The sequence below is a fragment of the Pseudomonas sp. LB1P83 genome, from assembly GCF_054897885.1.
The window spans coordinates 207650-232332 of the sequence record NZ_CM142709.1 but is presented as its reverse complement, the minus strand read 5'-3'; the positions used below and the strand labels follow the sequence as shown (position 1 = coordinate 232332).

The 24683-nt window shown below is 53.3% G+C and carries 29 protein-coding genes and 1 pseudogene; 17 read left to right on the top strand and 13 right to left on the bottom strand.

Going from position 1 to position 24683, the window contains the following annotated elements; all coding sequences use genetic code 11:
• Positions 1-25 precede the first annotated feature (25 nt).
• The 3 genes from ACYZTY_RS00985 to ACYZTY_RS00975 all read right to left on the bottom strand — a co-directional run bounded on the left by ACYZTY_RS00985 (position 26) and on the right by ACYZTY_RS00975 (position 1860).
• Complete coding sequence (locus ACYZTY_RS00985) at positions 26-1111, bottom strand: flavin-containing monooxygenase (protein ID WP_461956934.1); 1086 nt, start codon at positions 1109-1111, stop codon at positions 26-28.
• A 37-nt stretch (positions 1112-1148) separates the two neighbouring features.
• Positions 1149-1496: an ArsR/SmtB family transcription factor gene (locus ACYZTY_RS00980; RefSeq protein ID WP_461956933.1), complete on the bottom strand. Its 348-nt coding sequence runs from the start codon at positions 1494-1496 to the stop codon at positions 1149-1151.
• Positions 1497-1587: 91 nt separating this feature from the next.
• Positions 1588-1860, bottom strand: a complete 273-nt coding sequence (locus ACYZTY_RS00975) for a hypothetical protein (protein ID WP_461956932.1) — start codon at positions 1858-1860, stop codon at positions 1588-1590.
• 264 nt (positions 1861-2124) lie between these two features.
• On the opposite strand from ACYZTY_RS00975, the gene ACYZTY_RS00970 reads away from it, so the two are divergent.
• The 9 genes from ACYZTY_RS00970 (at position 2125) to ACYZTY_RS00930 (ending at position 8560) form a co-directional block, all read left to right on the top strand.
• Positions 2125-2553 (top strand): arsenate reductase ArsC, encoded by a 429-nt coding sequence (locus tag ACYZTY_RS00970; protein WP_461956931.1) that lies wholly within the window; start codon positions 2125-2127, stop codon positions 2551-2553.
• On the top strand, positions 2546-2902 hold the full coding sequence (locus ACYZTY_RS00965; RefSeq protein WP_461956930.1) for a metalloregulator ArsR/SmtB family transcription factor: 357 nt from the start codon (positions 2546-2548) through the stop codon (positions 2900-2902). Before ACYZTY_RS00970 ends, ACYZTY_RS00965 begins: the two co-directional genes overlap by 8 nt.
• A 45-nt stretch (positions 2903-2947) precedes the next feature.
• Entirely contained in the window at positions 2948-3418 is a 471-nt protein-coding gene (locus tag ACYZTY_RS00960; protein WP_461956929.1) for an arsenate reductase ArsC, read from the top strand.
• A 16-nt stretch (positions 3419-3434) separates the two neighbouring features.
• A complete protein-coding gene (gene arsB, locus ACYZTY_RS00955) occupies positions 3435-4496 on the top strand; it encodes an ACR3 family arsenite efflux transporter (protein ID WP_461956928.1) in 1062 nt (353 codons plus the stop codon).
• A 4-nt stretch (positions 4497-4500) separates the two neighbouring features.
• A complete protein-coding gene (gene arsH / locus ACYZTY_RS00950; protein ID WP_461956927.1) occupies positions 4501-5217 on the top strand; it encodes an arsenical resistance protein ArsH in 717 nt (238 codons plus the stop codon).
• A gap of 13 nt (positions 5218-5230) precedes the next feature.
• Positions 5231-5737 (top strand): cyclin-dependent kinase inhibitor 3 family protein, encoded by a 507-nt coding sequence (locus ACYZTY_RS00945; RefSeq protein WP_461956926.1) that lies wholly within the window; start codon positions 5231-5233, stop codon positions 5735-5737.
• 35 nt (positions 5738-5772) lie between these two features.
• Positions 5773-6777: an ArsJ-associated glyceraldehyde-3-phosphate dehydrogenase gene (locus ACYZTY_RS00940; protein ID WP_461956925.1), complete on the top strand. Its 1005-nt coding sequence runs from the start codon at positions 5773-5775 to the stop codon at positions 6775-6777.
• 12 nt (positions 6778-6789) lie between these two features.
• Positions 6790-8010 (top strand): organoarsenical effux MFS transporter ArsJ, encoded by a 1221-nt coding sequence (gene arsJ, locus ACYZTY_RS00935; protein ID WP_461956924.1) that lies wholly within the window; start codon positions 6790-6792, stop codon positions 8008-8010.
• 88 nt (positions 8011-8098) lie between these two features.
• On the top strand, positions 8099-8560 hold the full coding sequence (locus tag ACYZTY_RS00930) for a hypothetical protein (protein ID WP_461956923.1): 462 nt from the start codon (positions 8099-8101) through the stop codon (positions 8558-8560).
• On the opposite strand, the gene ACYZTY_RS00925 is transcribed toward ACYZTY_RS00930, so the two are convergent.
• From ACYZTY_RS00925 to ACYZTY_RS00900, 6 genes are all read right to left on the bottom strand, one after another.
• Positions 8548-9624 carry an ArsO family NAD(P)H-dependent flavin-containing monooxygenase gene (locus ACYZTY_RS00925; protein ID WP_461956922.1) on the bottom strand — a complete coding sequence of 359 codons (1077 nt, stop codon included), beginning with the start codon at positions 9622-9624 and terminating at the stop codon, positions 8548-8550. The two genes, ACYZTY_RS00930 and ACYZTY_RS00925, sit on opposite strands and share 13 nt — an antisense overlap.
• Positions 9625-9840: 216 nt before the next feature.
• Positions 9841-10386 (bottom strand): hypothetical protein, encoded by a 546-nt coding sequence (locus ACYZTY_RS00920; RefSeq protein ID WP_461956921.1) that lies wholly within the window; start codon positions 10384-10386, stop codon positions 9841-9843.
• Between the two features lie 436 nt (positions 10387-10822).
• Positions 10823-10954, bottom strand: coding sequence for a hypothetical protein (locus tag ACYZTY_RS00915; protein WP_461956920.1), 132 nt, complete (start codon positions 10952-10954; stop codon positions 10823-10825).
• A gap of 146 nt (positions 10955-11100) precedes the next feature.
• Positions 11101-11517 (bottom strand): DUF6691 family protein, encoded by a 417-nt coding sequence (locus ACYZTY_RS00910; protein WP_461956919.1) that lies wholly within the window; start codon positions 11515-11517, stop codon positions 11101-11103.
• A gap of 2 nt (positions 11518-11519) precedes the next feature.
• On the bottom strand, positions 11520-11954 hold the full coding sequence (locus tag ACYZTY_RS00905; protein ID WP_461956918.1) for a YeeE/YedE family protein: 435 nt from the start codon (positions 11952-11954) through the stop codon (positions 11520-11522).
• Between the two features lie 100 nt (positions 11955-12054).
• A complete protein-coding gene (locus ACYZTY_RS00900; protein ID WP_461956917.1) occupies positions 12055-12525 on the bottom strand; it encodes a 3'-5' exonuclease family protein in 471 nt (156 codons plus the stop codon).
• A gap of 150 nt (positions 12526-12675) precedes the next feature.
• Between ACYZTY_RS00900 and ACYZTY_RS00895 the strand changes: the two genes are divergently transcribed.
• Complete coding sequence (locus tag ACYZTY_RS00895) at positions 12676-13011, top strand: hypothetical protein (RefSeq protein WP_461956916.1); 336 nt, start codon at positions 12676-12678, stop codon at positions 13009-13011.
• Positions 13012-13343: 332 nt separating this feature from the next.
• On the opposite strand, the gene ACYZTY_RS00890 is transcribed toward ACYZTY_RS00895, so the two are convergent.
• Positions 13344-14978 (bottom strand): AAA family ATPase, encoded by a 1635-nt coding sequence (locus tag ACYZTY_RS00890; RefSeq protein WP_461956915.1) that lies wholly within the window; start codon positions 14976-14978, stop codon positions 13344-13346.
• A 205-nt stretch (positions 14979-15183) separates the two neighbouring features.
• A complete protein-coding gene (locus tag ACYZTY_RS00885) occupies positions 15184-16284 on the bottom strand; it encodes a DUF3800 domain-containing protein (RefSeq protein WP_461956914.1) in 1101 nt (366 codons plus the stop codon).
• Positions 16285-16855: 571 nt separating this feature from the next.
• Here ACYZTY_RS00885 and ACYZTY_RS00880 point away from each other — a divergent pair.
• From ACYZTY_RS00880 to ACYZTY_RS00860, 5 genes are all read left to right on the top strand, one after another.
• Complete coding sequence (locus ACYZTY_RS00880) at positions 16856-17602, top strand: hypothetical protein (protein ID WP_461956913.1); 747 nt, start codon at positions 16856-16858, stop codon at positions 17600-17602.
• Between the two features lie 303 nt (positions 17603-17905).
• A complete protein-coding gene (locus tag ACYZTY_RS00875; RefSeq protein WP_461956912.1) occupies positions 17906-18202 on the top strand; it encodes a hypothetical protein in 297 nt (98 codons plus the stop codon).
• Positions 18199-18789 carry a hypothetical protein gene (locus tag ACYZTY_RS00870; RefSeq protein WP_461956911.1) on the top strand — a complete coding sequence of 197 codons (591 nt, stop codon included), beginning with the start codon at positions 18199-18201 and terminating at the stop codon, positions 18787-18789. The genes ACYZTY_RS00875 and ACYZTY_RS00870 overlap by 4 nt, the downstream gene beginning before the upstream one ends.
• Entirely contained in the window at positions 18786-19022 is a 237-nt protein-coding gene (locus ACYZTY_RS00865) for an ABC-three component system middle component 6 (RefSeq protein ID WP_461956910.1), read from the top strand. The genes ACYZTY_RS00870 and ACYZTY_RS00865 overlap by 4 nt, the downstream gene beginning before the upstream one ends.
• Positions 19013-20707: a DUF2326 domain-containing protein gene (locus tag ACYZTY_RS00860; RefSeq protein ID WP_461956909.1), complete on the top strand. Its 1695-nt coding sequence runs from the start codon at positions 19013-19015 to the stop codon at positions 20705-20707. The genes ACYZTY_RS00865 and ACYZTY_RS00860 overlap by 10 nt, the downstream gene beginning before the upstream one ends.
• Positions 20708-20779: 72 nt before the next feature.
• Here ACYZTY_RS00860 and ACYZTY_RS00855 read toward each other — a convergent pair whose 3' ends face one another.
• Complete coding sequence (locus ACYZTY_RS00855; protein WP_461956908.1) at positions 20780-22411, bottom strand: NAD+ synthase; 1632 nt, start codon at positions 22409-22411, stop codon at positions 20780-20782.
• A 350-nt stretch (positions 22412-22761) separates the two neighbouring features.
• Between ACYZTY_RS00855 and nadE the strand changes: the two are divergent.
• Positions 22762-23073: pseudogene (gene nadE, locus ACYZTY_RS00850) on the top strand (NAD(+) synthase); the annotation flags it as partial.
• Between the two features lie 166 nt (positions 23074-23239).
• On the opposite strand, the gene azu reads toward nadE, so the two are convergent.
• Positions 23240-23686, bottom strand: a complete 447-nt coding sequence (azu, locus tag ACYZTY_RS00845) for an azurin (RefSeq protein ID WP_109627717.1) — start codon at positions 23684-23686, stop codon at positions 23240-23242.
• A 343-nt stretch (positions 23687-24029) separates the two neighbouring features.
• On the opposite strand from azu, the gene ACYZTY_RS00840 reads away from it, so the two are divergent.
• Positions 24030-24617, top strand: a complete 588-nt coding sequence (locus ACYZTY_RS00840) for an LOG family protein (protein WP_128874311.1) — start codon at positions 24030-24032, stop codon at positions 24615-24617.
• Positions 24618-24683: the final 66 nt, after the last annotated feature.

The window sequence follows — 24683 nt, the reverse complement described above, 5'->3', positions numbered from 1 at the left end:
CATTGTGCATCATTGCTTTGGTTGCTCATCGCTGCGCGGCTATCACCTGTTCTGTACCTGTGGAACGCAGATGGTGTAGCAAATGTGGAAGGATGACTTCAGCGTCAGGCCCTACACCTCTGAGAGTTGCTGAGGCGAAATTGCGCTGCTTTGGTAACCCCATAAAGTACAGGCCTGGGATGTGCAGTGCTCGTCCATCGCGCTGCATTAATCGCCCTCGATCATCCGTCACCGCGAGGTCTTCAAGAAAGGAAATATTTGGGCGGAAACCAGTGGCGAAGACTAGGCAATCAACGGCTTCGTGGTGACCATCCGCCCAAATAACTCCGGTTGGGGTTACTTGCCCGAACATCGACCGCTGGTTGAAAAGGCCTGACTTCAGTGCTTTTTTGTAAGTACCGTCATCCAGTACCGGTGTGCTCTGATCATTGAGCCAGCGGGTTCTTTCCAGGCCTGTCCATTTCAGCCAGGCGTGAAAATTTGCGCCGAGCAGCTTCTGCGGAAAGAATCGAATTGCCTCACGCGTGGCGAGCGTGACCTTGGCCACCTTCGCTAGCTCGTAAGCAATCTGCACCGCCGAGTTCGCCGCTCCAATCACTACGATGCGTTGCCCAAGGAGCATTTCCACATTCCGATACTCGGCACTGTGAAGGCGAACACCTTGGAAGCTTTCGAGCCCAGGAATGTCCGGTGTATAGGGACGACTGAATGCCCCCGATGCCACGATCAGCGCCCTGGTAAAGAAGCGCTGCCCATTGGCAGCCACTATCTGGAACCCCCCAGCTTCCTGATCCACCTTTATGACCTGTATCCCCGGAAGAATCGGTAACTGGAAGAAGCTGGCGTACTGCTCCAGGTAGCGCACTACTTCATCGCGGGAGGGGTAGTGCCCCGGTTCTCCAGGAAACGGCAGTCCCGGTAGTGAGGAATACGCTGCCGGCGAGAACAACTCGAGGCTGTCGTAGTAGTTACGCCAGTTTCCACCCGGTTGCTGCTGCTCATCCAGGATTAGGAAATCGAGTCCCTGCTGTTTCAAATGCCAGCCACAGGCCAGTCCTGCCTGCCCTGCGCCTATTACGACAACATCGAATAGGTGATCTATTATGTTCATGTGTGCGCACCTATACACATATAAAGGTAAGAAAAAATCAGCGAGATCCGCCTGGGCAGCACAATAAAGCAACGCTCTTGGTGTGATGGAGGATGTCCTCCAGTCGCTTGACGATGGCTGGGCCATCCACCTCATAAAACATCTGACGTCCCACCTTCGTGGCGCGCACGATCCCGGCATCCAGCAGCACCTGAAGATGACGAGATACCACCGAACGCTCCTGGGGTAGATCAGCCGCAATCGCGGTCACATCTGCTCGACCTAATTCCATCACGCGCTTCAACACGGCGACTCTTGGCGGCTCGCAGAGGGCTTTGAAAAATGCACCATCGAGAGACTCAATGGCAGACTCAATGGCTTGAGATCGGTTGGTGATGACGTTCATGTCGAGAATATATGTGCATGTTAATGCACATGTAAAGTCCCGTTTGGAGGGTGGCACTGCCTCCTTCAGTAGAGAGCAGTGCCACTGCAGCTTATTTCTTAATGGTCTGTAGATAGTCTTTCAGGGTTTTTTCATCAGCCGATTTGACCGTCATTCCATTCGGGCCAGCACCAATATCGGAGAACTGTTTGGCGGGCTCACCGGTTTTTTTGAAATCTACCAGTTCCTTGGAGCCTTCGCGGAATACCCAAAGTCGACCATCTTCTACCTCGGCAACGAAGCCTGGCTTGTCGTATTGACTGGCGAATGTAGCGCTGGCGAACAGGCTGGTGAGTAGCATCGCGGTCAGGGGCAGTTTGTTCATCGCAAGGTTCCTGCTTGGAGTTGAGGTGTGGGGAGCCTAAAGCCACTGCGATGACAGATTAATTACAAAATACGGATATACGAGTAACCAGATGTTACAGGGCGAGACTGCTGAGAAACGACCGACTCTTGCGCTGATGCTCCTAATTTATTACCAATATCGGCCTCGTAAGGCAGCTTTTCATGCAGAAATCGGCGTTAGTGCTTTACTGAATATTCGTAAAACCATATATTCGTCGAACCATATCCTCTTCGAGACTTGGCAATGACCGACAAGACCCGCGTACTGTTTGTTTGTGTGGCTAACGCTGCTCGCTCGCAGCTGGCTGAAGCGCTGCTGCGGCACACTGATTCCGAACAATTCGACGCCTTCAGTGCAGGTACTGCGCCCGGCGAGATCGATCCCCGCACCTTGGGATCGCTTCAGCACCTAGGTGTGAGTACCGAAGGGTTGTACAGCAAATCCATCGATGAGTTTGCGGGAGAGCGTTTCGATTACGTCATCACGCTGTGCGATAAATCGTCGCTGGAATGTCATGCCCTTCCAGGCGCCGGAGAGATGCTGGCCTGGAACTTTGAAGATCCGGTGACTAGCACCAAGCACGATGCATTTCGTCACACCCTTCACGAGATCCATGAACGCATCAAGATGTTCGTGTTGGTGAAAAACAAACGTTGTGACCCCTATGGCTGACCATCTGACACCGACCACCGTATTCAAATGCCTGGCCGACGAAACCCGCATTCGCCTTATGTTGCTCATCACCCGTGAGGAAGAGCTGTGCGTTTGCGAACTGACCTGCGCTCTCGATGAGAGCCAGCCGAAGATTTCCCGCCACTTGGCGCAACTGCGCAATTGCGGATTGCTGGAGGATCGTCGGCAAGGTCAATGGGTGTATTACCGCCTGCATCCCCGTCTGCCGGATTGGGTGATCGCCGTACTGAAAACCACGCTTGACGCCAACCAGCATTGGCTCAGTCCCGCCGCCAAACGCCTCGACGTGATGGGTGATCGCCCTCAGCGCCTAGCCGCTTGCTGCTGAGTTAACGCCTTCCCGAGCAGCGCTCGGCCTTTACGAGATCGCCTGATGAAGATTCTGTTTCTCTGCACCGCCAACAGCTGCCGCAGCATTCTTTGTGAGGCCATGTTCAATCATTTGGCTCCGGCGGATATGCACGCCTACAGCGCCGGCAGCCAGCCGAAGGGTGAAGTGCATCCGCTGAGTCTGAAAACGCTGAATAAGGCTGGAGTCTCGACTTCGGAGCTCTACAGCAAGTCCAGCGAAGTCCACGAGAACCTGGCACCTGATTTCGTCATCACGGTGTGCGACAAGGCTGCCGGTGACGCCTGCCCGGTATTTTTCGGGCCCGCCACCAAGGCCCATTGGGGGCTGGCTGACCCATCGGAATATCAAGGGACTCAAGAAGAAATCGAGGCGGCTTTCGAAGCCACTCTGGAACAGATCAGAACCCGTATCGAAGCCTTCCTGGCTTTACCGCTCAAGCAGTTAAGTGCCGAACAACTCAAGGCCGAGCTGGCCCTGATCGGCACCCTCTGACACTGGAGACATGACGATGAGTAAAAGCCGTCTTTCTTTTTTGGATCGCTATCTGACGGTCTGGATCTTTCTCGCCATGGCGATTGGTGTCAGTTTGGGCAGTCTGTTCGAGGGGCTGCCGACCTGGCTTAACAGCCTTTCGGTGGGTTCGACCAATATCCCGATTGCCATCGGTCTGATCGTGATGATGTATCCCCCGTTGGCCAAGGTCAGGTATGAAGAGCTGCCGGAGGTGTTCAAGGACAAGCGCATCTTGGCGTTATCGCTGATCCAGAACTGGGTGATTGGCCCAGTGCTGATGTTTGTCCTGGCTATCGTGTTTCTCGCTGACAAGCCGGAGTACATGACCGGGCTGATCCTTATCGGACTGGCACGCTGCATCGCCATGGTGCTGGTGTGGAATCAAATCGCAGGCGGCAACAACCAATACGTCGCTGGGCTGGTGGCCTTCAACAGCATCTTCCAGATCCTGTTCTTCAGTGTGTATGCATGGATCTTCCTTGGTCTGTTGCCGCCATTGTTCGGCCTGCAGGGCAGCGTGATTGATACCAACTTTGTCAGCATCGCCGAGTCAGTGCTGATCTACCTGGGCATACCATTCCTGGCTGGTTTCCTTACGCGCAAGATCCTTATCAGCCGCAAAGGCGAGACCTGGTACAGCCAACGCTTCATTCCGCGCATCAGCCCTCTGACACTGGTCGCGCTGCTGCTGACCATCGTGGCGATGTTCAGCCTCAAGGGTGACACGGTGTTGCAGCTGCCGCTGGATGTGCTGCGCATCGCTATGCCGCTGACCATCTACTTCGTGGTGATGTTCTTCATCAGCTTTTGGATGGGCAAGCTGCTACGCGCTGACTATCCACGCACCACCGCGCTGGCCTTTACCGCTGCCAGCAACAACTTCGAGCTGGCCATAGCCGTGGCCATCGCGACTTTCGGCCTCGCCTCGCCGGTGGCCTTCGCTACGGTGATCGGCCCACTGGTTGAAGTGCCGGTTTTGATCATGCTGGTCAGTGTGGCCCTCTGGCTCAAACGCCGCTGGTTCGATCATCCGAAGGGCGCCCTCGCTGAGGAGTAAATTTATGACTGAAGAAATGATCCCCAATCTTGATGCCGAACTGGTCGACCTGCCGACCCTCGATAAGCTCGGCAGTACGTTGTCGGCCACGCACAAGCCGCGCATCCTGCTGCTCTACGGCTCGACTCGCGAGCGTTCGTTCAGCCGCCTGCTGACCGAAGAAGCTGCGCGCTTGTTGGAGCACTTCGGCGCAGAAACACGCATCTTCAATCCATCTGAGCTGCCGTTGCCAGATGACGTGCCGGACAGCCATCCCAAAGTGCAAGAGCTACGCGAACTGGTGCTCTGGTCAGAAGGTCAGGTCTGGTGCTCCCCCGAACGCCACGGTTCGATGAGCGCAGTGTTCAAGGCGCAGATCGACTGGATTCCATTGACCATGGGCGCGGTGCGCCCAACCCAGGGTAAGACGCTGGCGGTGATGCAGGTCTGTGGCGGCTCGCAATCCTTCAACGTGGTCAACCAGCTGCGTGTGCTGGGTCGCTGGATGCGTATGTTCACTATTCCCAACCAGTCCTCGGTGCCGAAGGCCTACCTGGAGTTCGATGACAACGGTCGGATGAAACCTTCTCCCTTCTACGACCGTGTTGTGGACGTAATGGAGGAGTTGGTGAAATTCACACTACTGCTTCGCGACCGCCAGGACTATCTGGTCGACCGCTATTCCGAACGTAAGGAATCTGCGGAAGAACTCTCCAAACGCGTTAATCAACGCTCTATCTGAAGGACGCCTGATCGTGCACCAACATCCGTACTCCGTGCTCACCACGACAGCTGTGCAAGGCCAACTGATCTTCACGCCTTGCCCAGGCACCAAAGACGTGTCGGTCGCTGAGGCGCTAGACACTCTGAAGGCAGCAGGTGCTTCGGCCTTGCTGACGCTGATGCCCACCGAAGAGTTGAACCAGAACGAAGTCGAGAGTCTGCCAGAGCAATGCCAACAGCACGGCATCGAGTGGTTTCACCTGCCTGTGGAAGACGATCAAGCACCTGCTGAGCCGTTTCAGGCTGCCTGGGGTGCGAATCGTGAGCGGATCAAGCAACTGCTCACCGAAGGCAAGAATATTGCCATTCACTGCAAGGGCGGCTCGGGTCGTACCGGATTGATTGCAGCGCAACTGCTGATCGAATGCGCAGTGCCGTTCCACGAGGCAATAAGCGAAGTGCAAGCGCTGCGTCCGCGTGCGATTCAGCACCCCGCACATATCGACTACATCAGCCAATTCGACATCGCGAAGTCGTAATTGCCCCCAGACAGCAGCCCCAAGAGAGCGACAACATGAGCATCAAAGTAGGTATCAACGGTTTCGGTCGCATCGGTCGTCTCGCCCTGCGTGCAGCCTGGGGCTGGCCAGAGTTCGAGTTCGTGCAAATCAACGACCCGGCAGGCGATGCAGTAACCCATGCGCACCTGATCAACTTCGACTCTGTACATGGTCGTTGGAACAACGAAGCCAGCGCAGAAGGCGATCATGTAGTGATTGGCGGCAAGCGCATCAAGCTCACCGCGAACAAAGCGATTGCCGACACCGACTGGTCGGGTTGCGATCTGGTGATCGAGGCCAGCGGCAAGATGAAGACTGTGGCGGTGTTGCAGGCCTACCTGGATCAGGGTGTTAAGCGTGTGGTGGTCTGTGCGCCGGTCAAGGAGCAAGGGGCCTTGAACGTAGTGATGGGCGTTAACCAACACCTGTTCGACCCGGCGCAGCACCGTATTGTCACGGCGGCCTCCTGCACCACCAACTGTCTGGCACCAGTGGTCAAAGTGATCCACGAGAACCTGGGCATCCGCCACGGCTCGATCACCACCATTCACGACCTGACCAACACCCAGAGCATCCTCGATCAGCCGCACAAGGATCTGCGCCGCGCCCGCGCTTCAGGCATGAGCCTGATCCCGACCAGCACCGGCTCGGCCACCGCCATTGCGGAAATCTTCCCCGAACTGCGTGGCCGGCTGAATGGTCACGCGGTGCGCGTACCGCTGGCCAACGCCTCGCTTACCGACTGTGTGTTCGAAGTGGAGCGCGCCACCTCGGTGGATGAGGTTAATGCGTTGCTCAAAGCCGCAGCAGAAGGCCCGCTGAAAAATATCCTCGGCTATGAAGTACGCCCACTGGTGTCTATCGACTACCGCACCGACCCGCGCTCATCGATCATCGATGCCCTGTCGACGATGGTGATCAATGGCACTCAAGTGAAGATCTATGCCTGGTATGACAACGAATGGGGTTACGCGAACCGCGCTGTTGAGCTGGCCAAACTGGTCGGTTTGGCCGATTAACAGGGAGAGATCATGAACGCGTTGTCAGCCCTTTCCCCGCAAGTGCGCCAGTACCTGTTGGTGACCGGCAATTACTGGGCCTTTACCCTCACCGACGGTGCGCTACGCATGTTGGTGGTGTTGCACTTTCATGCGTTGGGCTACAGCCCGTTGCAGATTGCGTTCCTGTTTCTGTTCTACGAAATTTTCGGTGTTATTACCAATCTAGTGGGCGGTTACCTGGGTGCCCGTCTAGGCCTGAATCGCACCATGAACATTGGTTTGGGCTTACAGGTGGCAGCCTTGCTGATGCTAACTGTGCCCGCCGCCTGGCTGACCATCCCTTGGGTGATGGGAGCCCAGGCACTGTCGGGTATTGCCAAAGACCTCAACAAGATGAGCGCAAAAAGCTCAATTAAGTTGCTGGTGCCTGACAACCAGCAAGGCACCCTTTACCAGTGGGTGGCAATTCTCACCGGTTCGAAAAACGCGCTCAAAGGCGTGGGTTTCTTCCTGGGCGGTGCGCTGCTGGCATTGCTGGGCTTTACGGTTGCCGTGCTGGCGATGGCCGCAACTCTGGCGCTGATATGGATAGCCAGCCTGTTCCTGCTGAAGAAAGATCTGGGTAAAGCCAAGGCCAAACCGAAGTTTCGCGACATTCTCTCCAAGAGCCGGGCGATCAATATCCTCTCGGCGGCGCGGATGTTCCTCTTTGGTGCCCGCGATGTGTGGTTCGTGGTGGCGTTGCCGGTCTACCTGAGCACGGTGTTTGGTTGGGACTTCTGGATGGTTGGCGGCTTCTTGGCGGCCTGGGTCATCGGCTACGGCATCGTCCAGTCGTTGGCCCCGAACATCACCGGAAAGAAGCACGGCCACGTCCCTGATGGGCGGGCTGCCTTCGTTTGGGCGGCATTGCTGGCGGGTCTGCCAGCGGCAATCGCCCTCGGTCTCTCGGCAGGTTGGTCGCCTCACGTTGTGCTGCTAGGTGGGTTAATGGTGTTCGGCGTGCTGTTCGCGGTGAATTCCTCGCTGCACAGCTATCTCATCGTCTCGTATGCCAAAGAAGACGGGGTGTCGCTGGACGTGGGTTTCTACTACATGTCTAACGCCTTGGGCCGACTGCTCGGCACCGTGCTGTCCGGTTGGATTTATCAGAGTTACGGATTGGAGGCCTGTTTGTGGGTTTCCTCGGCCTTCGTGTTGCTGGCCGCTCTAATTTCTATCGCCTTACCCAGGCATGCTGAGGCGATGTAAAGCCGTCGACATGACGGAATGAGCCTTCGCAAGCTTGGGGCGAGCGGAGTCTTCGGTAGCCTGAATTAACGGAAGTTGGAGGCACGCCATGAGCACGTTTCTCAATTTATCCGCACTGCCACTGGTGGTGCTTGTAGCCTTTGCATTGACCGCTTGTGATCAAGGCGAGACACCAGCCAAGCGTCCGTCCGGTATGGATAAGACGATTGAAGGGACATGGTTTATAGGTGAGTGGCGCAATAATCATAGGGATGCTTTGGCGCCACCGGCATTTCGGCTTTCCTCCGACAAGCTGCAATGGGGCGATTGCACGGCGGAGATTGGCAGCCTGATAAGCCGCGACGAGAAGCGAGCATCCCTAGTGGTAAAAGAGGGCAGCACCTGTCCAGCCAACAGCCAAAGACTGCTGAAGGATATCCTCCTTCAGCGAGTAAACGACTGCATGGTCAATATCCAGCTATACGCTTCAGCGGAAGATATCAAGCAAGGCCCCCCTCAACAGTCAGCGGTATATACCAAGGCCGACTGCAGTCCGCCTCAGGTGGACTGATTGGCAAGAAAGGCCACGATCTCACTGACTGTGCTCCGTGCAGTTCGTGTTACACCGATCAGCGTGGCGGAAGCCGAACCTGTCCACTCGCCGTAACCGACCAGCCACAGCCTTGGCTCTTCGGTCGAGTGGGTGCCTTCGACCTCAACGCGGCCCTCGGTGTTAATCACCCCCAACGTATCCAGATGCTGAAGGGCTGGCCTGAATCCGGTACACCAGATCACCACATCCACGGCATATTCAGATCCATCGTTCCAAATCACGCCATCGCGAGTGAAACGTTCAAATGGACGTACAGACTTGAGAACGTCGCGCTCACGGGCTTCGACAACTGGCGGCACCATCACGATGTCACCCAGCCCACCAACGGGTTGCTCAATGACGCGTCCCTCCTGTTGGGCTTGCCAGCGCTCAGTTGCGCGCTCAAACAGTACGCGCCCGTCCACTTCGTCCGGTAAGAACAATGGTTCAACGGGGGTCACCCAAGTGGTATCTGCGACCTTGGAGACCTCGGCCAGAATCTGTGCCCCTGAATTACCGCCACCCACCACCAGCACCTTCTTGCCCGCGAATGACTGTGCTTCGACATAGTGCGCGGAGTGCAATTGCCGACCAGCGAAAAGCTCCGCATCGGGGTAGTGAGGGATGTAGGGATTGCTCCAGGTGCCTGTAGCGCTGACCACGATCTTGGCATCCCAATACTTGTCGTCAGAACGTACTCGTAAGCCAGACTCTGTACGTTCCACAGAAGCGACCCGAACTGGACGCTCAACCGGAAATTGGTAGCGCTGCTCATATTGGTTGAGGTAGTCGACCACATGATTTCGTGTGGGGTAACCATCTTGCGCGGGCGGCATCATCCAGCCGGAGATCGAACTCCAGGTGGACGGGGAGAATAAACGCAGCGAGTTCCAGCCATGCCGCCAGGCACCACCGGGTTCTTCCTCCGCATCGAGGATAACGAATGAAAGTTGAGTTCGGCGAAGGAAATACGCCACCGCCAAGGCTGACTGACCCCCACCGATAATGACTACATCTAATTGGCCACTGAGCGAATGAGTCACGGGGGAAACCTTAGGTCGATGCTGGGCGGTAGTTAGTATAGCGACTCAGGTTTGAATCCAACTGATCTAGCTCATATGTTGAGGATGCTGATCGACATTGATTGGGAGTCTCTCCAGCGCTTGCAGACGCCAGTGCCCATGTGCCTATACCACCTACTTAGCTCAATTGAGAACGCGCCCCATAGGGCCCACACCTATTGCGGCTTGCGGTAGGCATTATTTGCCCTGCACTACTCGAACATTTGCATGGCTTATAGCTCTGTAGACGCGAATCGATCTTAAAAGCGGCCACCAGTCATATAGAAAAATCTGCAGCGGTCGCCACATTGCCACCCAGCCAACGATCATCAGACTTTCGCGCGCTATGCCGACTACGGCGCTAGCACTAAGTTGGCCGATGACATCGACTGCGATCAGGCAAAGGGTAACAAAACCGATGCCGATCAACAGGCTAATGCGGCCCTCTCGAAGGAGGCGTTTCAACTCACTGCGCACGAGACCTGCTTTATGATCAAAGTAGTTGTGGATTGCCTCGACCATGATCGCACTTGGATCGCCTTCTGCTGGCAGGTGCTCAAGGTGGATTGTGATACGAAGCAGGCTGTCCGACGGAAACTCTGCTGCCCAGGTCTCGATGAACGCTTCAGCCTCGCGATCAAGATCCTTGTTAAGAAAAGGTGTCGGATCCATCGAGTTAAACAACTGTGCAAGTTCGCTTACCCGGAGTTGAAGGTGATGCTCATGGTGATGTTTTTTTTTCATGGCACTACTCGATTATCATGCATTAGCAGTTTCGATTCGGGCGACTCGCTTGCGCTGCGCCTCTGTCCTTGCAAAGCGCACTGACCGCCGCTGGCATCACCCTCAAATTCCAACTCCAAATTACTCTACAGCCTGCCGGTGAAGGACGGGCTGAGAGGACGTGATTGGCGTGCGCGGATTGTCCGAGGAGGACAGCCATGAACGAGGAATTGAGGTGGATTGCACGTAAACCTTTAGGGAACAACTGCTTGCCACGCAAATGTCTTAGTGTTCCTTTATCTCGGCATAACGACTATAGCTAGGACTCAGCAGCTCACGCTTCATGCTCCATTCAGAAGCCGCAGGTATCAGGGGCTCACGGGCGTCGGAGCACTCGCGCTTTGGATCGCTGGGGTGACGCCGTTTGAAGCGGTCAACCTTGCAATGTCGTTGATCTCTACCGGGGAATTCTCAAATTCGGACGCCTCACTTGGGCACCTGGTTTGAGCATCTGTAGCAGTAGCCCGGATCGCTCAATCACAAAGCCAAAGGCCATAAGCGAAAGACTGACTCGGTTCCACGCTAGCAAAGTTCTCTCAGCGGAAAGAACAAGTGTGGATCGTTCAGATCGGACATTAAATACTCCTAAGCCCAACAATGCGTGAGATCGCTATGGTCGGATGGTGCAAGTATCGGACAGTGTTTCCGTAATTTGCGTCCATGGTTATCATCTGATCACATGCGTCGGCTTTCTAGTACAGAGAACAGATACATACCAGCCAACATAGCCAATACGAAAATGATTATTTGCCAGTGACCTGTTAGCAGAATAGCTACAGCCGGCCCAGGACAAATACCCGCAATTCCCCAACCAACACCGAACACTAGACTGCCGCCAATAAAGCGGGGGTCTAGCTCCCGCTTTACGGGTAACTGCATGCGGGCACCCAGCAAGGATTGCTTGTTCTTGCGCGCCCAATTCAGGGGGATAACCGCCACTGCGATGGCCCCTCCCATCACCAGAGCAAGTGACGGATCCCAGGCCCCGGCGACATCAAGAAAAGCCAATACCTTGGCAGGGTTCGCCATGCCTGCCAGGAGTAGACCCAGGCCAAAGATCAACCCTGCAAAAAATGCGGTCAACTTGATCATCTTCAAGCTCCCAAAACATGACGAATGACGTACACCGTTGCAAAGCCGGCGGTCATAAAGCACACCGTTGCCACGATGGAGCGAGGAGACAACCGGGAGATCCCGCACACTCCATGACCACTCGTACAGCCCGAGCCGTAACGGGTTCCCACGCCGACGAGCAGGCCCGCAATGATCAGGGCCGGCCACTCTGTCTTGATCTCTATTTCGGGCAAAACGGTCAACGCTCCCCACAACAAGGGCGCAAGTAAAAGGCCAAGAAGAAACAACGCCTTCTCGCTCCAGCCTTCACTCTCAAATTGCATCACGCTTCCAAGCAAGCCGCTGACGCCTGCGATGCGACCATTAGCGAGAACGAACAAGTTAACGGCCAGCCCTATCAAGGCACCTCCGCCTAATGAAGTCCAAGGTGTGAAGTTGATCCAATCGATGCTCATTTTGCATCTCCTGTACAGAAGTGCTGGTAAAAGACGTTGATCAGCGAAGCAACAACACAGGCATGGTGGCTGGCCAATACAGACTTCGGTTCCATGCGCCTTAGCAGGGTAGCCCTTTCTTTGGACTCCCTCGGGCGAACATGCTAGCGATGATACGGGCATCCAGGAGAGCGTGATGTGGAAGTGGAATCCCGTCGCTTATGGCATCTAGAGTGGTTGCGTCAGTGGGGTAATTCCGGACATTCCTTGGCCATTTCCCATCGGCATATGCGAGCTCGCAGAAAAGCTCCCAGTCATACTGTGGAGCATCTGTGACAATCTCCAAGGCTTCGTTGAACGATGCAAGAAACTCGAATAACGCTGATCTTGCCCCAATCATCGATAGTGCATAGCTTCCGCCCCAGAGCTGCGGAAGGACGACCTCTACGACGAAGTCGCTGCAGTCTGATTCCCGCCATGTGTTGAGTAATTCCACGTAGAACTCGCGCCCATCCTCGGCCACCAATGCGAGCGATATAAGCTTCGCTGACGCTGAGAGCTCGGTAAACTCGCAATCAAGAAAGAGCCTCATGCTGTTAGAACTCCGTGATGACTAGGGCTCGCCTACATATGGCGAAGGAAGGTCACCCATGGGAGATGGCCCTCGAGCATCTGGGCCCAGACGGGCTGCTTCAATCCTATTAGAATTTGTCGAGCTAAGTGCGGCCCTTTGAGATTTTGTATGAACTCTGAGTTAACTGAAGAAGAAATGCGTCGTGCCCTGTTCGGTACGCCTCAGCCCGAAGAGCAGGTGCCTGCTCCTGTAGTAGAGGAGCCTGTGCCAGAGGTTGTCTTTACGAAGCCGGTAGCTGCTCCCGTGGCAAAGAAGAAGGCTGCGAAAGCGTTTACGCCCAGGCTTAGGGTCACGCTCCGGGTTGGGAACGAATTTGAGGGGAAGATGCAGGAGTTGACTCACGAGGCCGACACGTTGAGCTCGTTGCTTGCCGAGCAAGAGGCTGTGAAGGCTGCCAGGAAGAAGTACAAATATGTGGAAGTGGTATCGGTCAAATCGATGTAGACGCTCCCGCTGACTTGGCTATGCGGCTGGACGTGCGCTCGCTAGGATCGTCGATTGTGGCACCTACATGAGCGGCTGTCGGAACCCAGCCGCTTGGCGATGGCGAACGTATCGCCTGATCAGTCTGGGAGAATATGACATTGTCACTGCGGCCAACCTTTCTGAGTTAGCCTAGCTCCTCGCTGCCCTAGAAGCATTTGCGGATGAGTGAGACATGCCAGCATCGCTGAATTGTTGATTTTGAAAGGAGGCACCGCACATACTGAACGTATAGCACATCCCCCAATCGCCTCCCGCCAAGGCCCAACCTTGCGAATCCTGAGTTCATTATCTCAAGGTAGCATGAGTGAAATCGTATTTTTTAAGTCGTCGAATTCTTCAGAGAAGTTTTTATATACAATACCGCATACCAATATGAGGCATCGCTCTGGCTCTAGGTTAACTTGTTCACCGACTTCGGCGAATTCCTCATGTTTACCTGCTTGCAATGCATATTCGACAATTGCAGATGCGCGCCTAGAATCAACACCTAGTTCAACACCGAGCTCTTGAGGTATTTCGCTGCACTTTTGCAAAAGCCAAGCTTCAGGCCATGTGTCGCCTGGGAGATAGCTTGTTCGTGCAAGTAACCAACTGTTGATTACATCATCTTTTCTCTCCGCCATGTTTTTGGCATGTTCGATATTTTTAGCTTGGAGCTTTCTCTGATCGGCGTCATATACAGCCAATATGTTTGCGTGCTCATTTTTTAGATAGTTGGCTGCTAACTGACGAGCCACTGCAGCGGCGGAGCCTATACGAGTAACATTGACTCTGCTGCGGGTGTTTCCATCCAATACTGTTTCGATCATTACCTTTGCGACTGGGTCTTCAACAAATATTTCGAGTTCTTTTTCACCAATCGCTCCCATTTTCGAGAACGCAAATTCCGCTGAAACACCGGGGGTGATCTTCGTCTTGCCTCCGTTCTTCTCAATAAAAAACCTAGCGTCGTCAGGTAGGCACTGAAAGATTTGCTTCGAATGTGTCGTGCATATAACTTGAGTGCCCGTGCTCATGCAAACTTCTTTTAGACGCTCAATGAATAGTCTTTGAGCCTTTGCGTGGAGGCCAAGCTCAATTTCGTCGAGAACTAATAAGGCGCCTTCGCCGGAAGCATAAATTGTGGAGAATATATCAAATAACGCATTTTCACCTGCACCCATGTTAAAACCAGAGTAAATCACATCACCGACCTTAACTATTGGGAGGCCGTACTTCCTGTATTCTAATTGCCTGTAATCATCGTATCGCTTTCCAAGGACATAACCGACCGCATCCTTAACCTTTTGCTCCCAACCATGAACTCTCAAGTCTTTGAAGGCGCGGGAGTAAGATCGTGACTGACTTCGTTCAGCATGAGGAACAATACGTTCAATGCCCAAAAAAACCACCGTCCGGTTAATCCTAGTATCGTAGTCGTTCCACTTACCGCCGGCCTTCTTTTTTCGTACTTGCGTTCCAATTCCTTCAGGTCTGCCTTTCCAATTGTCATGAGCGAAGGTATACCAAACCTCTACTCCTGGAGGAGCAATCTCTTCTGAATGCTGCACAAAAAAATCGGAAAATGTGTAATAGCTTCTAGTGCGCTTCGGAAGTTTGAAACCGTTCGACTTATTGTGATAAGCGCAGGCAGCGAGCGCCAGCATAGTTGACTTTCCGGATCCGTTAACTCCGGCAAAAGCGGTGATCGGATAGTCGAGGTTTACCTTGAATGACGTTAGCCCGCGAATACCGCCCGTTGAAATTTGAATGCTTCGAAGTAGGGCTTTGGTATTGTCCTTGCAAAACCACTTTCGTAATTTCTTATCTAGATTACTTTCCCTGTACTTCATTGGTTCTCTCAATATTGAATTAGCACTGGCTGAAAGGCTATGTGGCGATATGCTATACGTATCACAAATTTCGGAGACTATCGAGTCAGCCATGAAACTTTTCCATGACGCTCTGGGTATTTATGGCTATCGGCAAAAGATTGCCTCACAACAAAACTAGGGGGAATGAGAGGCGACCTTAGGCTTAACACTTTAGCGCCTTCCAAGCTCAGCCATGAGCACGCTGCACAACGTGCCAGGGCGAGCGGTCTCTCCGGCGCTGAGCAAGATTCAATAGTGGCATTGGGCACTGGGTGCCTCAAACTTGCCTGTTCCGCTCCATTATAAAATCAGTGAAGGCATTCGCGGGGTTGTGACCCCCCTCATCACCAGCCCTCCCAAGCGCTTCTGCGGTGACATCTGTCGTGGGCCAAACACAGCCGCTAACGAAATCATGTATGCAGCCCAGGCCATCCAGCCTCATGAAGAACTCATCATTGGTTTCGCCCTTCTGCCGCTTGGTGTAGTAGTACGAGAGCGCACTCGTGAGCACGTCGGTAAGCTGGATACCATCAGATTCGTGTGAAGCACTGAAGGCCAACGTGTTCAGTCTGAGAGGTAGCTCAATCTGGGCGTTTCCAAATCCAATCACTTGCTGCGCTTCTGCCTGTTCTTCCAACTCGGCGATTGCTTTGAAAAATTCGGCCTGCCGCTCAAGTGGCTCCGAGTCATCGCATATCGCGTCGAACCGGGCGTGGCGCCTGCCCCACGCGACACACAGCGAAAAGAATGCCGGTATCGCTGGGTTAAAGGTGCTTTTGGGCTGCTCGTCTAGGACATCACGGACAATCGCCGAGGTCATCGAAAGCACCTTGAGCTCCCACTCCATCGGCAGCGTGCTCTGGGCGGCAGCTTCTTTCATCACTTCCAAGTGCTCGTAGAACGCCGTGATTGTTTCGTCGCTCTTCTCACGGCACATGTCGTAGTAGAGGGAAAGAAACTGATCAAAACAGGCCTCTCCTACCGCCAGAGGTAGGCAGACGTAGAGCATGTTACAAAGGGAAATATTCTGGCCATTCTCGTAGAGGTTGAAGTCGAAGCGGTAGTACAGCAGCGGCTCCAGGAGGTCATCGATCACCTTGGTCAGAAGCATGAACCGCTTGTGAAACACTTGCGCTTTAAAGCGCTGAGGTGTCACCAGGCCGGACTGAAATAGCTCAATTATCCGATCTCGCCCTCGCGGCGACTTTCGAAGTTGTTTGAAGTGGATCTCAGGGGCCTGCCTGGAGCGCAGTGGGCGGAGGAGCTGCTCACACTCTTCAGCGCTAAAGTCACACGATCCTAGAATAAACAACGGTTGATCTAGATCGGCCAACTGCCGCCCGGTGTTGCCCGACTCATCGAAGTAGATTGTTGCCATTTCGCTGCCCTGATTTATGACCTACGCCGAGTATCAGACCAATGCCGGAGGAAGGGAAATCGGGCCATGGAGGAGCCGCTACAGAGCCTGCAGGCAAGGTAGCCGCTGTCAACCACACAAGCTGCTTACCCGGAGCCCGGTGACCTGGTGGCGTAGCGTTCGATCCGGCTCGGGGTTTAGGGTGGGAAGACGATGCGGAGTTGGGTTCCGTACTTACGTTTTGGGCGAAATACGCTGGCAACTGGTCAGCTTCCACCTCCCGGTTCCCAGGGGCGGTCGCACCTACACGGAGCGAAGGTCGACGAAATGACATAGCCATCCACGACTAGGACGGACAGTCTGTAATGTCCCCAAAACGGGACATTAGCGCACGCTTCGCGGGTTAATGACCCCAAAAGGGGTCATTATGAGTGATGTCGCTTTTAGATAGCCCAACTAGGCTCCTAGCGATAGACCATGTGCAACCTACACTCAAGTTTTTGTTAAACCGCAGGTAGCAGCCATGGTTACTTTGGGCCAAATTCAGCTACGAGGATTCTGTACTCTTAACCCGGACTCGCTTAGAGAGTTCATGGAACGCCACCCTGGCGGCGAAAAACAAGATGATAAATGGTTTCAAACTCTCGAACTTTATGATGCATATTTGACGGTAACCGGGTTCGACTCAACTACTCCATGTCTGGACGATTTCATTGCCCTTAGAGGGTTTATGAATGCGGAGATGGAACTCTCCGAAGAAGCCAACAAAGACATTGCATCTCAGTTGTGTGAAATATTCATCCGCGCAAACGTACTAAGTGAGACAGAGGCCTCATTAATTTTGGATGAAGCACAACTAAAGTGCAACGAAAAATATCTGGCACGTGAACCTTCAAAACCTGAATTACTAATTTACCAATCGCTATTCTCAACCAAAGAGCCGGGCTGCCCTGCATACGTAGATTTCGCCTCCCTTGGATCCGCACTCAGCGACTCATCTTTGCAATTCCTGAGCAGCTTGCTCTCAAAGTATCTTGCTTCACTTACTTGTGAACAGGCTGCAACAGATGCCGGACTGATAATCGGATTAGCGCAAGGCCTGCTGTACCAAAACCCTGGCTTGGACTTCGGTGATATCCACCTCCCTGCTACGAGTTCAACAGAATTCATTTCAGTCGCTCGGGCCCGTGCCGAATGGCAAATGCATGGTGCTGGCTTCTTTCGTGAGGACGTGGCTGAAAACTGGAAGTATGTCTCAACTGTGATCCTAAATTTCTTTGTTGCTAATAATGTTCTCCATCTTGATAAAGCCGGTCGTCGATTGCTAACACCCAATTAACTCAGTGCTGCAGGATCTCGGCAGAGCGTTCTAGTGAGCCCCTCCTCGACCCGGAGAACGTTGCCTTGGCACAGTTACCGAGCGACCTTGGAGCAAGCCGCCGCCGCCCCCTCCAGGAGGGCATTTACACGGTAACACCGAGCTCCCTGTAGAAGAACTGTCACCGCTTTCCCCATGTACTGCAGGTGCTCCACAAAAACCGCAGGTGTACGGCTAGAGCGCCCTTGTGGAGCAATACGTGAAATCTGTAGTATCACTCTGCCGGCACTCGGTGCCGAGTGACCCACTATCATGGAGAAAGAAATGTTCAGCTTCTTGAAGATTGTCGCTGGCGCAGGTGGAACCTTCGCAGCCCTGGGAGCTGCGATGCTCTACTCACTGTACGCCGGTTGGTTCAAGTCTGATTTGCTCAAAGGCTTACCAAGCGAATCAATCTACAAGCTGTTTCTGTACTCCATTGGAAGCTGTGTTTTCTGCTTTGTATTATTAGTCATTGTGCAAGCGTGTAGCCGAAAACCGTCAATCGTCACGACGGCAAACAACGGAGGCACTGCAGTTACCTCCACGGGTAGCGGCAGTGTCACTGTACATAAGCCATGAGCCTCTTCCCACCTAAACTTGAAGCTGAGGCATCGAACGGCGGCATAGCAGTAGTCAATAACGGAAGCGGGCCTATTACGATTGCAGCAACGGCTGCTGCTATTTCATCATTGCTCAACCCGCTGTTGATGAGAATCGTATCGACTCATACCCCGTATGATGAGATCTCAGATGTTGAAATGGACTACCCTGGGGTCGATGAAAAAATCGAATACAACAAGGTATCGGTATTTTCAGAAGTTATCATTGAAAATGTAGGCTACATGGATCTAATTGAAAGCCTCATATTGACTTTCGATGATGAAGATCCCGGCGCGCAAAAGAGATTTCTTTACGCTATAAATCAAAAATATAAAAGCGCTAAGCGCGAATTATTTATGAGAATGGCTGAGCGGCCAGTTACACCTGAGCAAAAACTCAATGCAGTACGGGTAGGCTCAGACGAGCTTGTTTTGAAAGTCTCAGAACTTATTGTAGACATCAAGACAGGTTTCCCCGGCGTTCCAACTGAGCTTGTTGAGTGGGCCAGACAGCTGATTGTTTGTTATGGCTTTATTCACTGCAAAATATTGGAGCCACCTAGATGATCATTCAAAATACCAGTTCCCCACTCAAGAGCCTCTACATCATCGGCGGTCGGGTATTGATGGTCTTAAAGTCCAGCGAGCGAGGCGCCATGAGCCCACTGGCACTTTTTGAAAAGTATCAAGAAAAATTTGAGCGTGCTTCGTTTGCCTACATTCTATACGCGCTCGATTGGCTCTACATAACTGGATGTGTAGAGCTCACGAAACAAGGTGATATTTCTTTATGCAACTAATTAAATTGTCTGTGTTTGATGGAAGCAAAGAAATACGTACCATAATCTTCAAGGAAGGACTGAACATAATTACCAACCTGGGGGAGACTGGCAACCAGATTGGAAAAAGCACGTCGCTTCGAGCCTTGGCATTTTGTTTGGGCGGCAAGTCTGAACCACTCTGGAAAGATCCCGACAACAACAAGATCAACGAAAAAGTTAAAGAGTTCCTAACTAAGGGCGATGTAAGGTTCGAGCTAACTCTAAATATTTCCTCTATCACTCACACCATCACTCGGGTGCTCTCGAGAAAAATGGGTGCCCAACGCGAAAGTATCACAGCTGTTAGCACTATCGATGGCGTTGTACATAAGAGCGGCGCATCTTTCACTCGCGAACTGCCACGCCTGTTTGGATACACGAGAGAGCAGCCTAAGTTTAATTCAATTCGAAGCAAGTTCTTCCGAACCAATAGAGCCACCAGCAACAACACACTGAAATACTTACACACCTACACTAGCGACAATGATTACGACCTGATCTACGCTTACCTTTTTGACTTTGAATTTATCGATTCCGTTCGCCAGATCAATCTAATTGAACATCAAACACAACTAGAAGACAATCGTATCAGGACATTGCTAGGCGGCCTTCCTCTGGACAGCCGCCAGGAAGAGCTTTATGAGATCGATTTAAAAATAGCCGACTTGCAAGTCAAGGAAGATGAATATGACATCTTCGAATCTCAAAGCTATGCTATTTCAGAACTCCGTGAATCTCGAAGAAGCGTGGCTGCACTAACGTCACGCATTGTCAACTTGGAAACAAAACTTTACTACAACAACAAAACAATTGAGCGATACAAAAACAGCCTGGTAGAGGTAAACGTAGGGGAGATCACGTCTCTCTACAACGAGGCTAAATCATTAGTACCAAACCTAAGCAAAACTCTAGAAGAAACAATCGAATTCCATAATTCAATAATGAGCCGCAAGGCTGCTTATGTTGAGGAAATGTCCGCAGAGACAGCAGATGAGCTCGACAGCTTAAGGTTAAGTTTAGGGCGACTTCTGGTTGAGGAAAAGAGCAAAGTAAAAGATCTTTCCAGAGATAGCCACGTCAGCGGGTTGATTTTGGTTGAGAAGCAGATGCAAGATTTGCGAGAAGCTCGTGGCAGGCTTGCTTATGTCATAAGCGAGGTAGAGGTCTCTCGCAAGAGAATTAAGGATTTAGAAAGTACCGCCGAAGGCGTGAAGCGGAGTATAGCAGTCCACTATTCAGACCTAAATTCAAAGCTTGACGTATTTAACGAAGCATATACCGAAATCACCAAAAGATTATTCGTTACTCACCACAACGAACTTGTGGTTTCAGCTGGCCAGAAAGGTAAGGCAGACTTTAAAATCATCAATGAAGAGCTCAATACTGGTGACGGTGTTCCCAGGGCTGCAGCCATGGCATTCGACATGGCCTATGTATATTTCGTAAATGAATTTAAGTCCAAACTACCAGCATTTACTGTCCAAGACTATCTAGAGGTTGTCGATGAAGACAAGCTGACCAAGCTATTCAACTTCGCCAACGAGAAGAACATTCAGACTGTCGTAGCCATACTAAATGACAAACTAGATGGCTTCGACAAAAATTTCCTAGAAGAAAATACCGTTCTCCGTCTCACTAAGGACGTAAAGTTCTTCAAGCTCTAGCCAGACCGCACCAGGCAAAGAAAAAAGGGGCGCAACGGCGCCCCTAGTACATTCAATCAACTGGCTAAGCTATCAGTCACCGATGCTCCAGCCTGAAGTGATTGGGTAGCGACGGTCACGGCCAAAGCCACGCTCGGTCACCCGTGGGCCCACTGCCGCCTGGCGCCGCTTGTACTCGTTCAGGTCGACCAAGCGAATCACCTTCCGTACAACCTCTTGGTCGAAGCCCTTGTCAGTGATGGCATCGGCGGACAAGTCCTGCTCGACATACAAGCGAAGGATCTCATCAAGAACTGGGTATGGAGGCAGGGAATCCTCATCCTTCTGATCCGGAGCCAGCTCAGCAGATGGCGGACGATCAATGACGCGTTGCGGTATTACGTAGCCCAGGGTATTGCGGTATTCGCAGACGCGGAATACCAGAGTCTTCGGCACATCCTTCAGGACGTCATATCCACCAGCCATATCACCGTACAAGGTCGCATACCCGACAGCCATTTCACTCTTGTTGCCGGTGGTCAGGACGAGATACCGCTTTTTGTTGGAGATCGCCATCAGCATGGTGCCGCGACACCGTGCCTGGAGGTTCTCCTCGGTGGTGTCCTTGCCCAGACCTTCGAACATTGGCGCAAGCGTAGCTAGGAAGGCTTCTACCATGGACGCGATGGGCAGTACGCTGTACTTCACACCCAGAATATCGGCTTCTTCTTTCGCATCGTCCTGGCTCATCTGGGCCGTGTAGTGGTACGGCATCATCACGGCTTCGACGTTTTCGGCGCCCAGCGCATCAACAGCAACAGCCAGCACCAGCGCCGAGTCGATACCGCCCGAAAGGCCCAGCACAACGCCTTTGAAGCCATTGCGTCGCACGTAGTCCTTAACGCCGGCTACCAGTGCCTGGTAGACGCTGGCCTCAAGGCTCAGAAGGTCAGTGGTCTGAGCCGGAACCGGCACCAAGGCACCTTCCTTGATCTCAAACTCCGAGACGAAGAGTCCCTCTTCGAAAGCAGGGGCACGCTGAGTGACCTTTCCGCCGCGATCCACCACAAAGCTATTGCCGTCAAACACCAACTCGTCTTGGCCACCAACCTGGTTGACGTAGACCATGGGGATGGAGCATTCGCTGGCACGTTTCGCCAGCAGCTCTTCACGCTCAGCCTGCTTCCCACGATGGAACGGTGAGGCGTTCAGGGTCAGCATGATCTGAGCACCGGCATCACAGGCCTGCTTGAGAGGCTCGGAGAACCAGATGTCCTCACAGATGGTGATACCGACCGACACGCCGAAGAGATTGACCACGGTTGGGCCGCTGCCTGGCTCAAAGTACCGTTTCTCATCGAAAACACGATAGTTTGGCAGGCGCTGCTTGTTGTAACGGGCGAGTTCCTTACCGTCCGAAATCACGGCGCAGCTGTTATAGCGTGCTCCATCCTCGACCCACGGAAAGCCGATTACAGTCACGATGCCTTGGACAGCGTCCTTGATATGCTGCAGAGCTTTTTCGATCCGACTCTGCATGCTGGAGCGAAGGAGCAGATCCTCTGGTGGGTATCCACAAAGGGTCAGCTCTGGGAAAACAATGACCTGAGCTTTGAGGTCGTCGCGGGCTTTGCGGGCTGCCTCGATGACCTTCTCAACGTTGCCGTACACATCCCCAACGCGGATGTTCAGCTGGGCCATTACCACTCTCAAACTTTGCTCCATGGTTCCTCCAGAAATGCCTAGACCGAGATCGGCAAGATGCGACGCTGTCCTGACATCTGCGATCAAAGAAGCACCATCTGAAGCTCCATGCTGAGCGAGAAGCTATCGGATTACTGCTAGCCATTGCGGCTCATTGAACCTGGGTCAGGGCTTCCCAGAGGGTTACGGGCATCTTGCGAACTAGGACATTATGCCCTATCCAAGCACAGCTCCCTCGACCGAATTTGGGCGGGGCTGCAAGTGATGAAAATCAACGAGTTCCAGATTGGGCAGGTGCGGTGCCTGCACAATAGAAAAATCAGCCTCTCACTCAATAACTCCGCTGAATTGGGCACTATTTAGGGGGGAAGAAAGTGATGGGTTTCTTCACCAAGTTCGGCGATGGCGCCTGTGACCTGGCCCCGTTGAGCGGTCTGGTGAAAAACCAGGTTCGCGACATCGCCCGCAGTTTCGGCGCACCGGAATCGCTGGTGGAAAAAATCCCGACGGCCGACCTTGAAGACCTGTCACCGGGCAAACCGGACGAAGCGTCCCACGGCGTGACTTATGCCGAGATCGACGCGTTCCTGCACGGCAAGCCGGTGCGGGAGGAAGCGTTCAAGATCATTTGTGAAACGTATAAGAAGACGCATCACAAGCGGGTGATGCCGTTCGCGCCATAAGGACGGTGGCGTCTGGACCGACGCCTTCGCGGGCAAGCCTCGCTCCTACAGGTACAGCGCTGTCCTTGTAGGAGCGAGGCTTGCCCGCGAAGAACAATGACACGGTCAAATATCAGGCAAAAAAAAGCGTCCAGATCGGGACGCTTTTTTTATGAGCTCGAATCGATTACTTCAGGGTAACCGTGCCTTTCATCATCGAGATGTGGCCCGGGAATGAGCAGAAGAAGCCGTACTTCTCGTTGGCATCGAGCTTCGACACGTCGAAGGTCACCGAATCGGTTTCCTTGGCACCAATGATTTTGGTGTGGGCGATGACGCGTGCATCGCCTTCTTTCAGGTAGTTCTTGTCGATGCCGGCAGCCAGGCCATCGGTAGCGATCGGCTGCATATCAGCTTCTTTGCTCAGCACCCAGTTATGGCCCATGACGTTTTTCGGCAAGCTGCCGGAGTGGGTCAGTTCGACGGTAAACGTCTTGCAGCTTTTGTCGATTTCAATGGCCTTGGTGTTGAAGGACATCTGATCGGTGGAGTCGACAGTGACCTTGCATTCGGCAGCCATCAGTTGGCTGCTGGCCAGTGTCAGCAGGGATACCGCAACAAGTTTGGCAAACATGGTGAATCTCCAAGGCAGGGTTAACAAAAGTGCGAATGGACAGAAGACTGCCTGAAAACTTCGCAAGTTCCTATGACCTGAATCAAAAATTGTATACAACTTTCGGGCTATGACACCTATCGAAACAATCTACCAGCCAGACGTCTGGCCCGGCCCTATCATCAGGGCGTCATCCCTCATCTGGAGCGCCTGTCATGTCCTTTAACAGCCTGTTACGCAGTTTGCTCGCCGCTTATGCCTGTGGCGCCAGCGGCACGTACGAAACACCTGAACGCGAAGTTTAGACCTTGGAGCGCCGCGCGCCTGCCTTTACTCTGTGGTCATCCTGACCATGGAGTAAGGCATGTCTTTAGCGTCCGTTTGTGTATTTTGCGGTGCCAGCACCGGCACCAACCCGGCTTATCGTGAAGCGGCTGTCGCCTTGGGGCGAGCACTGGCCGAGCGCAAGCTGACCCTGGTCTATGGCGGCGGCGCCGTCGGGTTGATGGGCATCGTCGCCGATGCTGCACTGGCGGCCGGCGGTGAAGTGATCGGGATCATCCCGCAAAGCCTCAAAGACAAAGAAATCGGCCACAGTGGCCTGACTCGCCTGGAAGTAGTCGACGGCATGCATGCGCGCAAGGCGCGGATGGCCGAGCTCAGCGACGCATTCATCGCGCTGCCCGGCGGCCTCGGCACCCTGGAAGAACTGTTCGAAGTCTGGACCTGGGGCCAGCTCGGCTACCATGGCAAACCGCTCGGTCTGCTGGAAGTGAACGGTTTCTACAGCAAATTGACCGGTTTTCTTGATCATATCGTCGGCGAAGGCTTCGTTCGCGAAGCGCACCGTGACATGCTGCAAGTGAGCGAATCGCCGCAAACCCTGCTCGATGCCCTGGACGCTTGGCAGCCGACAGTGGTGCCGAAGTGGACAGAGCAAAAACCCAGCTAACGGCTCGGTACCGATACAGGGCAGAATATGCGCCGCTCAACCTCACCTTCGACCCCAGAGGATCGC

Coding starts and splice junctions, on each gene's coding strand:
- ACYZTY_RS00840 (WP_128874311.1), top strand. CDS start 24,030: ATGTCTTTAGCGTCCGTTTGTGTATTTTGCGGTGCCAGCACCGGCACC.
- ACYZTY_RS00880 (WP_461956913.1), top strand. CDS start 16,856: ATGGAACGCCACCCTGGCGGCGAAAAACAAGATGATAAATGGTTTCAA.
- arsJ (WP_461956924.1), top strand. CDS start 6,790: ATGAACGCGTTGTCAGCCCTTTCCCCGCAAGTGCGCCAGTACCTGTTG.
- ACYZTY_RS00980 (WP_461956933.1), bottom strand. CDS start 1,496: ATGAACGTCATCACCAACCGATCTCAAGCCATTGAGTCTGCCATTGAG.
- ACYZTY_RS00985 (WP_461956934.1), bottom strand. CDS start 1,111: ATGAACATAATAGATCACCTATTCGATGTTGTCGTAATAGGCGCAGGG.
- ACYZTY_RS00960 (WP_461956929.1), top strand. CDS start 2,948: ATGAAGATTCTGTTTCTCTGCACCGCCAACAGCTGCCGCAGCATTCTT.
- arsH (WP_461956927.1), top strand. CDS start 4,501: ATGACTGAAGAAATGATCCCCAATCTTGATGCCGAACTGGTCGACCTG.
- ACYZTY_RS00865 (WP_461956910.1), top strand. CDS start 18,786: ATGATCATTCAAAATACCAGTTCCCCACTCAAGAGCCTCTACATCATC.
- ACYZTY_RS00965 (WP_461956930.1), top strand. CDS start 2,546: ATGGCTGACCATCTGACACCGACCACCGTATTCAAATGCCTGGCCGAC.
- ACYZTY_RS00975 (WP_461956932.1), bottom strand. CDS start 1,860: ATGAACAAACTGCCCCTGACCGCGATGCTACTCACCAGCCTGTTCGCC.
- ACYZTY_RS00930 (WP_461956923.1), top strand. CDS start 8,099: ATGAGCACGTTTCTCAATTTATCCGCACTGCCACTGGTGGTGCTTGTA.
- ACYZTY_RS00940 (WP_461956925.1), top strand. CDS start 5,773: ATGAGCATCAAAGTAGGTATCAACGGTTTCGGTCGCATCGGTCGTCTC.
- ACYZTY_RS00890 (WP_461956915.1), bottom strand. CDS start 14,978: ATGGCTGACTCGATAGTCTCCGAAATTTGTGATACGTATAGCATATCG.
- ACYZTY_RS00920 (WP_461956921.1), bottom strand. CDS start 10,386: ATGAAAAAAAAACATCACCATGAGCATCACCTTCAACTCCGGGTAAGC.
- ACYZTY_RS00855 (WP_461956908.1), bottom strand. CDS start 22,411: ATGGAGCAAAGTTTGAGAGTGGTAATGGCCCAGCTGAACATCCGCGTT.
- ACYZTY_RS00885 (WP_461956914.1), bottom strand. CDS start 16,284: ATGGCAACAATCTACTTCGATGAGTCGGGCAACACCGGGCGGCAGTTG.
- ACYZTY_RS00895 (WP_461956916.1), top strand. CDS start 12,676: ATGAACTCTGAGTTAACTGAAGAAGAAATGCGTCGTGCCCTGTTCGGT.
- arsB (WP_461956928.1), top strand. CDS start 3,435: ATGAGTAAAAGCCGTCTTTCTTTTTTGGATCGCTATCTGACGGTCTGG.
- ACYZTY_RS00870 (WP_461956911.1), top strand. CDS start 18,199: ATGAGCCTCTTCCCACCTAAACTTGAAGCTGAGGCATCGAACGGCGGC.
- ACYZTY_RS00900 (WP_461956917.1), bottom strand. CDS start 12,525: ATGAGGCTCTTTCTTGATTGCGAGTTTACCGAGCTCTCAGCGTCAGCG.
- ACYZTY_RS00970 (WP_461956931.1), top strand. CDS start 2,125: ATGACCGACAAGACCCGCGTACTGTTTGTTTGTGTGGCTAACGCTGCT.
- ACYZTY_RS00905 (WP_461956918.1), bottom strand. CDS start 11,954: ATGAGCATCGATTGGATCAACTTCACACCTTGGACTTCATTAGGCGGA.
- azu (WP_109627717.1), bottom strand. CDS start 23,686: ATGTTTGCCAAACTTGTTGCGGTATCCCTGCTGACACTGGCCAGCAGC.
- ACYZTY_RS00860 (WP_461956909.1), top strand. CDS start 19,013: ATGCAACTAATTAAATTGTCTGTGTTTGATGGAAGCAAAGAAATACGT.
- ACYZTY_RS00875 (WP_461956912.1), top strand. CDS start 17,906: ATGTTCAGCTTCTTGAAGATTGTCGCTGGCGCAGGTGGAACCTTCGCA.
- ACYZTY_RS00910 (WP_461956919.1), bottom strand. CDS start 11,517: ATGATCAAGTTGACCGCATTTTTTGCAGGGTTGATCTTTGGCCTGGGT.